8 protein-coding genes are annotated in these 10,239 nt (G+C 43.7%); 2 read left to right on the top strand and 6 right to left on the bottom strand.

The annotated features are described in order from the left end of the window. Positions 1 to 94: 94 nt before the first annotated feature. Together ENI34_03140 and ENI34_03135 are read right to left on the bottom strand one after the other, a co-directional pair. Positions 95 to 658, bottom strand: coding sequence for a class II aldolase/adducin family protein (locus ENI34_03140; protein HEC78121.1), 564 nt, complete (start codon positions 656 to 658; stop codon positions 95 to 97). Further along, entirely contained in the window at positions 655 to 1,923 is a 1,269-nt protein-coding gene (locus ENI34_03135) for a serine--tRNA ligase (GenBank protein ID HEC78120.1), read from the bottom strand. The genes ENI34_03140 and ENI34_03135 overlap by 4 nt, the downstream gene beginning before the upstream one ends. An 88-nt stretch (positions 1,924 to 2,011) precedes the next feature. On the opposite strand from ENI34_03135, the gene larA reads away from it, so the two are divergent. Together larA and ENI34_03125 are read left to right on the top strand one after the other, a co-directional pair. After that, a complete protein-coding gene (larA, locus tag ENI34_03130; protein ID HEC78119.1) occupies positions 2,012 to 3,259 on the top strand; it encodes a nickel-dependent lactate racemase in 1,248 nt (415 codons plus the stop codon). Positions 3,260 to 3,310: 51 nt separating this feature from the next. Then, positions 3,311 to 5,011 (top strand): hypothetical protein, encoded by a 1,701-nt coding sequence (locus ENI34_03125; protein ID HEC78118.1) that lies wholly within the window; start codon positions 3,311 to 3,313, stop codon positions 5,009 to 5,011. A 7-nt stretch (positions 5,012 to 5,018) separates the two neighbouring features. Here the strand turns inward: ENI34_03125 and ENI34_03120 are convergent, their stop codons facing one another. The 4 genes from ENI34_03120 to ENI34_03105 form a co-directional block, all read right to left on the bottom strand. Then, positions 5,019 to 7,064 carry an LPS-assembly protein LptD gene (locus ENI34_03120; protein HEC78117.1) on the bottom strand — a complete coding sequence of 682 codons (2,046 nt, stop codon included), beginning with the start codon at positions 7,062 to 7,064 and terminating at the stop codon, positions 5,019 to 5,021. Further along, a complete protein-coding gene (locus tag ENI34_03115) occupies positions 7,061 to 8,845 on the bottom strand; it encodes a tetratricopeptide repeat protein (protein HEC78116.1) in 1,785 nt (594 codons plus the stop codon). The genes ENI34_03120 and ENI34_03115 overlap by 4 nt, the downstream gene beginning before the upstream one ends. A 1-nt stretch (position 8,846) precedes the next feature. Then, positions 8,847 to 9,287 carry a cytidine deaminase gene (cdd, locus tag ENI34_03110; GenBank protein HEC78115.1) on the bottom strand — a complete coding sequence of 147 codons (441 nt, stop codon included), beginning with the start codon at positions 9,285 to 9,287 and terminating at the stop codon, positions 8,847 to 8,849. Next, positions 9,253 to 10,239, bottom strand: a 987-nt coding sequence (locus ENI34_03105; GenBank protein HEC78114.1) for a phosphopentomutase, incomplete at its 5' end; no start/stop codon positions are given. The genes cdd and ENI34_03105, both read right to left, overlap by 35 nt.

Raw genomic sequence — 10,239 nt, 5'->3', positions numbered from 1 at the left:
GGATGACCTTGATATGTTCTTCATCAGTCCTCCTTAATTATATTTTTATATATAAATTATAGATAAAAAAAATTATGTGTCAAGGAACTTTCCGTTAAAAGATGATTTGTTTGTAGACCAGAAATCTCGCAAGGTATTCCAGCCTTTCCAGTTTATATCTTGCGTTATTTAAGGTTTCGCCAACGGTCACGCAGCCGTAGCGGTGAATCACCACGATGTCTGTTTTTTTTATTGCATTTGTCACGGCTTTAGCCAATGCCGGGGAGCCGGGTTTGATGTTGGGAATAAAGTCTATGTTCTTTAAATGCTTTTCCATATCCGGTAATGCTCCAAGATTCAGCGCCCCGGGTTGAATGCCGATAAGGTTGGTGAAGAAAGGATGGGCGAGAATGACCGCATTGACGTCTTTTCTGCTTTTATATATGCCGAGATGCATTCTTAATTCAATCGACGGTTCACCCTTTGTGACCTCACCGTCCAGACTCACCTTGAGTATATCAGCTGGTTTTAACTCTCCTTTGCACAACCCCGTAGCAGTGATAAAGACACTGTTATTGTCCCTTACGCTGATATTTCCGTTTGTTGCATAGATATAGTTCTTTCTATATAGAATCACTCCTGTCTTTATAATATCTTCAACGATTGGATTTTTTTTCATTCAATATACTCCTTATGAGCCATATAAGGACGCAGCACTTCGGGGATTTTTATACGGCCGTCCTTGGTCTGGTTGTTTTCCAGCAGCGCGATAAAGATCCTCGGTGTCGCCAGTCCCGAGCCGTTCATCGTAAAGACATAATCGACTCCGCCTTCAGTCTTGCGGTAACGGATATTCGCACGGCGCGCCTGGTACTGTTCATAGATACTGACCGAAGATACCTCAAGCCATTCTTTCATTCCCTGTGCATAGACCTCGATGTCATAAGTCTTTGCTGAGGCGAATGTCATATCGCCGGTACTCAGGAGCATGATTCTATAAGGGAGTTCCAGCAGTTTGACGGTTTCTTCGGCGTCGCTCAACAGTTTTTCGAATTCTTCATAACCTTTTTCCGGTGTGGTGTATTTTACAAGCTCCACTTTATTGAATTGATGAACTCTCTTTATCCCTTTCACGTCCTTGCCATAGGATCCGGCTTCTCTCCGAAAACAAGGGGAATACGCCACATAAGAGATAGGCAGTTTCTTTTCCGGGATGATCTCTTCACGATGGATATTGGTTAGCGGAACTTCAGCCGTGGGGCAGAGATAGAGGTCTTCGCCAGCGCATCGGTACATATCAGACTCAAGCTTCGGTAATTGGCCGGTGCCGTAGAGACACCCACTCGTATTCAGAACCGGCGGAAAGACTTCTGTATAGCCGTGTTTTTTTGTATGGAGTTCCAGAAAGAAATTTATTAATGCCCGTTCCAGTTGAGCGCCTACCCCTTTGTAGAGAATAAAGCGTGAACCGGAAATCTTCGCCGCCCTCTTTAAATCAAGGATGTTCAAAGCCTCACCGATCTCCCAGTGGGGCAGGACATTGAAATCCGATTTCGGAGGGTTTTTGAGACCTCTGATAAACTTATTGGCTTTATAATCTTCACCCACAGGGACCGACTTATGGGGAATGTTGGGAATCCACTGCAGTGACCGCTCGAACTTTTCTTCCAGTTCTTTCTGATTTCTTTCCATTTCCTTGATTCTGTCTGCAAGACCTTTTGCTTCCTCGACAAGGGTTTCGGTGTTTTCGCCTCGATGTTTCATGCCCGCTATTTTTTTTGACAGCTCATTCCGTTTTTTCTTCAATTCCTGAAGTTCGGTTATACCGTTCCGTCTTTTTTTATCCAGAAGGATTATCTCTTCCAGATCAATATCTTCACCACGGTGCTTGATCGCTTTGCGGAGGATTTCCGGGTTTTCCCGTAATAATTTGAGGTTTATCATACTTTATTATACTCCTGATTCTATTATAAGTCAATGCTCCAAATTTGAGTTTATATTGACACCGCTTGATATTTAGGTAAAATAGCGTATGCAGTTGAAATATGGAAAAGGCGTGGTTGAGCTGGAACTACCCCCTGATAATTTGTTAGGGGTCTTACAGATGGAAAACAAGCCTGTGGAGCCTCTGGACGATATTTTTAAAGAGAGCATTATGAACCCGATCGGCAGACCGCGTTTGAAAAAGTTATTACACCAGAACAAACCCGGTGATGTGGTTGTTCTGGTGTCTGATAAAAAACGCTCGATAACCGATTATCCCCGAATACTGGAATTCATTGCAGCGGAGATCATTGACGCCGGTATTGACGAAAAAAACATCGAGTTTATCGTCGCCCTTGGTACCCATGAACCGCACAGCCCTGAAGATAATAGAAGATTGTACGGCGGAATTACGGCGGATTTTAACTTTGTAAACCATGACTGTCGTGGCGAACTGGTTTCTGTGGGAAAGACCGGGACCGGTCTGGAAGTACTGGTCAACAGAAGGGCCAGGCAGGCGGATTTCGTCATTGCGACCGGTAAGATCAACTTCCACTATTTAGCGGGTTTTTCAGGTGGCAGGAAATCGATTCTCCCGGGTATCGCGGGTTATGAAACGATAAGAGAGAACCACAGTAAATTAAGGGAGGACAATATATTACCCGGCAATATGGAGAATAATATCATCGCCCGAGAAATGGCTGAAGCGGCACACCTTTTCGGCATTGATTATATTTTCAACGTCGTCGAAACCCCTGATAGATCAACCGCCCGTGTCTTTTGCGGCGATATGAAGTACGCATTTAAGGAAGGCGTTGAATTTTTTCTCACTCAACGCAGATCTTTTATTGACCAAAAGGCGGATTGTGTGATTACATCACCGGGTGGTTATCCTGCAGACGGAAATTTTTTCTTGAGCCACAAGGTCGTGAACAATTCATTGAACGCCGCCAAAAAAGGCGGTGCTTTTATACTTGTCGCTCAATGCCAAGATGGTTTTGGAAATGAAAAATTTTTAGATTATATGCTCAATAATGATATTGATGGTCTTTTAAATTATCCCCGGGAAAGAATAGAGATCGGAGGACATCGGGCTTTTGTTACGGCTAAGATATTGAAAGAACACAGGATTTATGTGCTTTCCGAACTTGAACCCGAGATACTTAAACGGATGGGATTTATTCCTCTGAATGACATAAACCAGGGGATCAATGAGATTAAAAAAAAGAGTGGTGACGATTTTAAGGCTTACGTCATCCCGAATGGTAATGCCGTATTACCGGTATTGAAAGAATGAACGGTTTTTCTGAGATATTTGTAAGACAAAATCAGTAAGGAGGTTATTACCATGATGCAAACTTTGAGAAAAAAGACGCGTATCATTCTCTTTATCGTATTGGCGGGATTCGCCGCTTTGATATTTTTCCAGTGGGGTTTTAATATAATGGGAATAAAAGAACAGAAAGAGACGAATATCGCGGAGATCAACGGTACACCCATATCATACCGGGAATATCTTCGATTCTATGAATCAAAGAAACAGGAACAAAGAGGAACATCCAGTGAAGATATCTGGAATTTGATGATTGAAGAGTTTATGTGGCAGGATTTGGTCAGAAAGGAAAGAGTAGGGGTAAATGATAAAGAGTTGTGGGAGGTGATAAAGAGTAATCCTCCGCAGGCGATCTATGAATCCGAGTATATGCAGGACGAAAATGGAAAGTTCGATTTCAACAAATACTATGAGTTGTTACGTTCACCTCAGAGTCGTTCCTGGCTGCTGAGTTATGAGAGTGATCTGCGTCGTCAAATCCCTAAAGAAAAAATCCGTTCTTTATTGTCAACATTCGGCTGGGTTTCACCCTATGAAGACAGTATTGAAGTTTTAAAACAGACGACGAAATACAATATCGCCAGCCTCAGCATTCCCATTTACCGGGCGCGCGGTCTCCTGAATCTTTCCGAAGAGGATCTGCGTACCTACTACAAAAAGAACAGGGAAAAGTTCAAAGAACCGGAACGAAGGGTATTGAAATATGTATTTTTCCAAAAAAGGCCTTCACATTATGATTCCCTGGATGCCCGGGAGCGGCTTGAGGATTTTCTCTTGAGGATTGAAGAGGGTGAGGATTTTCTTACGGTCGCCAGAGAGGTTTCTGATGATACCTCGATTGTAATAAGTTTTGAGGGAGAAGCTGGTTTGAAGCCTTATTTAATGAGGGTCTATAAAAAACTCAAAGACGGAGAGGTGTCAGATATTATCCAGGCGTCCCGCGCTTTTGAAGTGATAAAACGCGTCCGTAAAGGACTTGTTTATAAAGTACGGGCGAATATCGAGGTATCCGCCACGACCAGGGGTGAGATTAATGACAAAATCATTTCCTTTAAAGAAGCCGCCCAGGAGATAGGCTTTGACTCGGCTGCCGCGGAGATCGAGTTGCCTGTGAGTTCCACCCATGCCATCGCGGTCGAGAATTTGACCTTTCCGGTTCGTGACAAAGAGAGGTTGAGGAAGTTTTTATCAAAGGTGAAGAAAGGCGAGGTCGGAGGACCGTTCAGCAGTATCGGCGGCTATTATCTCTTTACACTTGATTCTATGATTCCAGAGCATTATCCCGCATTTGAGAAAATAAAAGGAAAGGTGGAAGCCACAATGGAAAGGGAACTCTTGAAAGAGACGGTTAAGGATAGACTTGAGCGGGCTTATGAGGAACTGGTCAGCGGAACAGCCATGGAAGAGGTTGCTGCTCGGGATACTCTGCTCTATTTCAGTTACAGTCGTGACATAAATCTGGGACAGATCCAGGTTCGCTATGGCGGTGAAGTCGCCGGTTTGGTTTTCGGCCTGGAACAGGGACAGATTTCGCGTCCCCTTATGCTTGACTGGGCAGGATATATAGTTCGCTGTGATAAAAAGGAAGTAAGTCCCTTTGATTCTACAATGTTGACGTATCTTCAGATGAAGCGTCAGGTGCGCCTGGAACAGATATGGATGAAAGTCTTTACTCCCCAGGAGATCAAAGACAACCGCGATCAGTTTTTCGAATAGTCGGTTTTTATTCCAGAATATACCCGAGCAAGCCTTTTCCGATCGTTACATCAGGGATTTCCTTTATCCTCACTTCAAAATCATAACGCCAGGCATCGCCCAGTTGATTGAAGTTGAAGACGGCCTCCCAGCAGTGGAGATCGCGGGTCAGCCCGAATCGATAATCGACAAACTCTTTCTTGTCCCAATCATAACGTGCTGAATAGGATATCACCCAGTAGGGAGTCGGTTTGAGACCGCCGTTGAGCCATATCTGGTAAATATCGTCCTTTGTATATCGTTGATTCAAATTAAGGGAAAAGAATTCCGTCTTCAAACCTATCGAGTTATTTATCGTATAAAAATAATCATAGGTATAGGGATCTACGGAGCCGTTGAGATTGGATGTAAATGTTGTTATCGGTGTCGGAAACGGATTATAAGGTAATTCCAGTCTCCAGGTGATATCGCTGAGGCTGTCGGTATCAAGATTATAGCCGCTGAATATTCCCAGCTGGGCAAGCACTTTCTTCTCTTTTTTCATGCCGATCTTCGCTTCAAATACCTGGTCGACTCCAAAACCGATGCTGTTGGTTTTGGTAAAACCGGGGATACCCGGCACCAGAGGGAATCTGTCAAAATCAAAGTCCGGCGTAAATGTGTAAGAGACTTTCGGAAGAACCTTATGCAATATTCCATGGACGCCGAGAAATTCAATATTAAAAAGCCGATAGAGATTTGTCCCGGCATTCGCTCCGAATGAATATCCGAATCTCACCGGAAATCTTTCACCGCTTGTATCTTTATCAAATACGGCAAGATCCATATTCAGATGGGGTGAGAGTGTGAACAACCCCAAGATGTTCTGCTGCATCGCCGGTGTTGTGTTGATATTTGCACCGGCGGCTTCCTTTGTGCTGTCGCCGATTATGGTGCGATTGCGGTTGATGTGGCCGGAAAAAGAGTAACTTACCAGGGAGAACAATGTTTTCGACGGCGTACTTAAGGTATAATAAGGGATTTTCTCTTCGATGGTGCTTGCAGAGGTATCGATGAATGTTTCTTTTCTTTCATAAAATATCGTATTCTTTAAAGCACCGATACTGCGGGCGAGCGTCGCCTGAGAGAGAATCTCTTTTTCAAGCCAGAGTACCGTGGTGTCGGTGAAGTCCTGACGATAGCTGTTGTCACTGACATATTTTAAATCACAGTTAAAGTTCGAACCGAACAGAAAATATTCGGAATTATTACGAAGCTCGAGCTCATAACGCCGGGTCTGCGTATCCGTCTCTTTTATATACGAACCATATACATTTCCTTTTGAAAAAGGAGCGAAGTTCCATATTCCTTCGAATTGGGGCATTATCCCCTTTTTTTCAAAGGCGTCGATCTGAAAGGTCGCGTCGGCATAATCAGATATGACGAGATAATAAGCGAGCCCCCTGAGATATTTGCCGTAATTCCGGGAATTCCCCGCCTTGAACGGCAGCAGCCCTGATTTTCTCTTTGAGGATATCGGTACGAACCAGAACGGCGCCGCGAGAACAGGGAACCCTTCGACAAAGAGTACAATAGGCCGGGCGATCACCATATCTCCCAGATAGATCTTCATCCTGGGTGAGTAGAAATAATAATGGGGCGGTGAATCACTGCAGGTCGTATATTTACCTTGATATGCATTCACAGTATGTTCGTCGATCCAGTAGATCCTTTTCCCTTCGAGAAAACCTTTATCGATCTGGGTCCTGCCGTTGTACATCACGGCCTTTTTGGTTTCTATATTGTAACGGAGGTACTCTCCTTTGATGGAATCATTCACCTGCCTTAAATCACAGTTGCCGAAAGCCTCAAGTTGATCGGTCTTGATATGGTAGTATGCGCTGTCACTCCGCAGCTCAATGTCTTTATATAAGATGGTCGATGAGTCATACAGTATTACTATTGATCTGTCGATATCATAAACGATCTTCTCTGCACGGTATTCCACTCTATTTTCGGTTTTCTGCTGTAGACTATCTTCTTGGGGTTTTAGACCCTGCTCCTGGGAGAGGAGCAGGAGTAGAATAAGGATCATTCCTTCAGTATTTCTTTATAACTGTCCAGTACGACTTTGTAGTACTTCAGCGCCTTGTCTTCGTCTCCCAGCGAACGATAGACATCGGCAAGCCCTTCATTCAAGGCAACTAGAATCTCCAGATCCGCGGCGTCTTTTTGACGCTGACACAGATCGAGCGCCTGGTTGTAATAATCTATGCCAGATTCATAACCGCCTTTTTGAATCGCGAACTCCGCCGATTTCATCAAAAATTCTATTGCCTTTTTGTGATTTTCCGCTTTTAGATAGTGGAACGCCGCCTGTTCTTCATACCCCTGAATCCGCCGGTAATAATCGGCAAGGCGTTCGTGGCGCGCCTTTTTGTCGGGAACCAAATTATAAATTTCGTCGTGGAGTAGTGAAGATATGAAGACATAGATGCTGAAGTGTTTTCTCAGAAAATTACGTTCCACGAAAAGATCGAAGAGAGAGAGGCTTTTTTTATCGACGGGTAGTTCTTCGGGATTTATTTCAAGACCGGCTACGGCGAGGCTGAAGAGAAATTCCCTTTCAGCATCATCCAATAATTCAATTCTTCTCTTGATTACGGTCCGCATATCATGGAAAGGCAGACTGAAGGCGGAGAGAGCCGCCTCTCCTTTATACTGATTATAGATATACTTCTTTTTTTCTTCCTGAAACAGGAAGAGGTATTGCAGTACGTGAAAGGGGGTGGTAGGTGGCAGCCGTAACTTCTCCTCGGTTACTTCTTCAATAATCTGTTCCAGATATTTCTTTTCGATATCTCTCAATTCGAATTCTTTAAGGCCGGTTACATTGACCTGGGCGATCGAAGAAGAAAATATGAAACAGACTTTTTCTTCGACCAGTTTTACGATCAATTGTTGAATAAAATGGACCGAAGATGCGTCCATATTTTCTATGTCTTCGATGATGATGACGACCGGTTTGTTCCAGGAAATCCTCTTGACTATTTCCGCAATGCTGTTGGAGATGATTTCGACACGCGTTTTAATTTCAAGTTTTTCCAGGATGGACTCTTCTTCATTTAGATCAAGAAAATCCAGTAATGCCAGATATGATGTTCCTATATCTATAATATCGAGTTCTCTCAATCTTTTTTCAATGATCTTCTGTTTCTTTTCGATCCCTTCAAGCTCATCTATCTCAAGAATCTGGGTGACGATATCTGTAATCGGTTTCAGGGTGCGACCTATGCTGTAAGAAGGACAGAACGTCCGATATATCTTTTTATCATCCCATCCGGCGATCAGCTGGTCGAAGAATGTCGTTTTACCGCTGCCTACAGGCCCGACCACCAATACTGCATTTGAAACACGCAGTAGATTCTTCAACGCCTCAATCTCATTTTTACGTGAGACCATAAAGCCGTCTTTCTTCTGTTCGGGGAATTTCATCTCGCCGGTCGGATTTTCCACCTTGCAGACAAGGATCTGACTCGACATCCCTTCGATCGACAACATTCCTAGAGAGGTGATTTCATAGCTGTCGATTATCTGCTGCTCGATCTCTTCTGAAATCAGAATTTCTCCGAATTGTGCTATTTTGGAAAGCCCTTTTGCAAGTCCCGGATAACGGGAAAACCCCATGCGGGCTTCAGAAAAATTCTCTTTGATTTTTAAAAGACAGGAAAGAATATTTATATCGCCGCTCTTTCCAAGAATCAAATCCTTTTCCGCCTGAATGATTTGTGCTGAGAATCGTTCAAAGGTGTCGGTCAGCTTAAAAAAATCTTCCTTTTTTAAATTACGGATGAAGATACTTAAATAATAATCCATACTAAATTCCTTTGTTTATATCTACATATCTAAACGGTTTTGTCAACAACTGCTTCAGAGGATAGAATTTGAACTGCAGGTCGCTGTTCATCGTAACGACCATCAGCTCAGGCGCGAATTCACTGAGGACCTGAAGACAACCTCCACAGGGAAGAATAAATTCAATCTGGGGCGAATAGAGGAGGAGCAGTTTGAATGCCCTCTCACCTTCGGATACCGCTTTAAAGAGTGCTGTTCTTTCCGCACACATAGTAAGGGGATACGCACTGTTTTCGATGTTGACACCGGTGTATATCTTCTGACTGTTACAATACAAAGCCGCGGCTACATATTTCTTGGAGTACGGCGCATAAGCGAATTTTACAGCTTTCTTCACCGCTTTTATCAACTCTTTGGAGAGTTTTTTACTATGCCAGACAGTATTCGAGGAAGTCTTTCCCATTTTTTATTCCTTCGAGTTCAAAATATCGGGCGATGGTCTTCGCCATATCTGAAAATGAATTTCTTATTCCCAGACTTCTACCCTTTAATCGTGAGGTTAAAGCGAGTATCGGAACATATTCACGGGAATGATCCGTCGAGGGCGTAGTCGGATCATTGCCATGGTCGGCTGTTATAAAGAGCATATCATTGTTCTTAATGCGACTGACGATTTTTTCGATACCTTCATCAATTTCAATCAGTCCCTTTTTAAATCCCTCAATATCATTGCGGTGTCCCCAATCCATATCAAATTGGACAAAGTTGGCGACAATCAGTCCTTCCGCCACATCATCCATCGCTTTAAAAACCAGGTTGACACATTCCATATCATTCACCGAGTGATAGGATTCGGTATAGCCGCGGTGGCTGAAGAGGTCGTCTATTTTACCGATGGCGATGACTTCCAGGCCGCTGTTCTTTGCAATATCAAGAAGTGTGGGCTCGGGTGGAGGAAGTGAATAGTCGCGCCGCTCCTTTGTCCTGTAGAAATCAGGCGGTTTGCCTGCAAAGGGGCGTGCAATGACCCGTGCTACCGCATGCTCTCCTTTTAATATTTCCCGCGCGATTTCACAGAAGTGATAGAGTTCGTCCAGACTGAAGACATCAAGATGGCAGGCGATCTGGAAAACACTGTCGGCTGAGGTGTAAACAATGGGTTTTTTGGTCTTTAAATGTTCTTCACCGAGTTGCTTTATGATTTCTGTTCCGGATGCAGGAATATTACCGAGCACTTTATGTTTTATTTTTGATTCAAACTCTTTGATGATGCTTTCAGGAAAACCACCAGGATAGGTGGGAAAAGGTTTTTTCAGAATTATTCCGAAAAGTTCCCAGTGGCCAGAGGTGCTGTCTTTGCCAGGCGACATTTCCGCCATTTTACCGAAACAGGCGAGTGGTTTTTCCACCCGGTT

This window comes from candidate division WOR-3 bacterium, assembly GCA_011052815.1.
Taxonomy (GTDB): domain Bacteria; phylum Hydrothermota; class Tepidihabitantia; order SM23-42; family SM23-42; genus DRIG01.
Note: the sequence above shows the minus strand (reverse complement) of the source record. Positions and strands in the feature narration are given on the sequence as shown.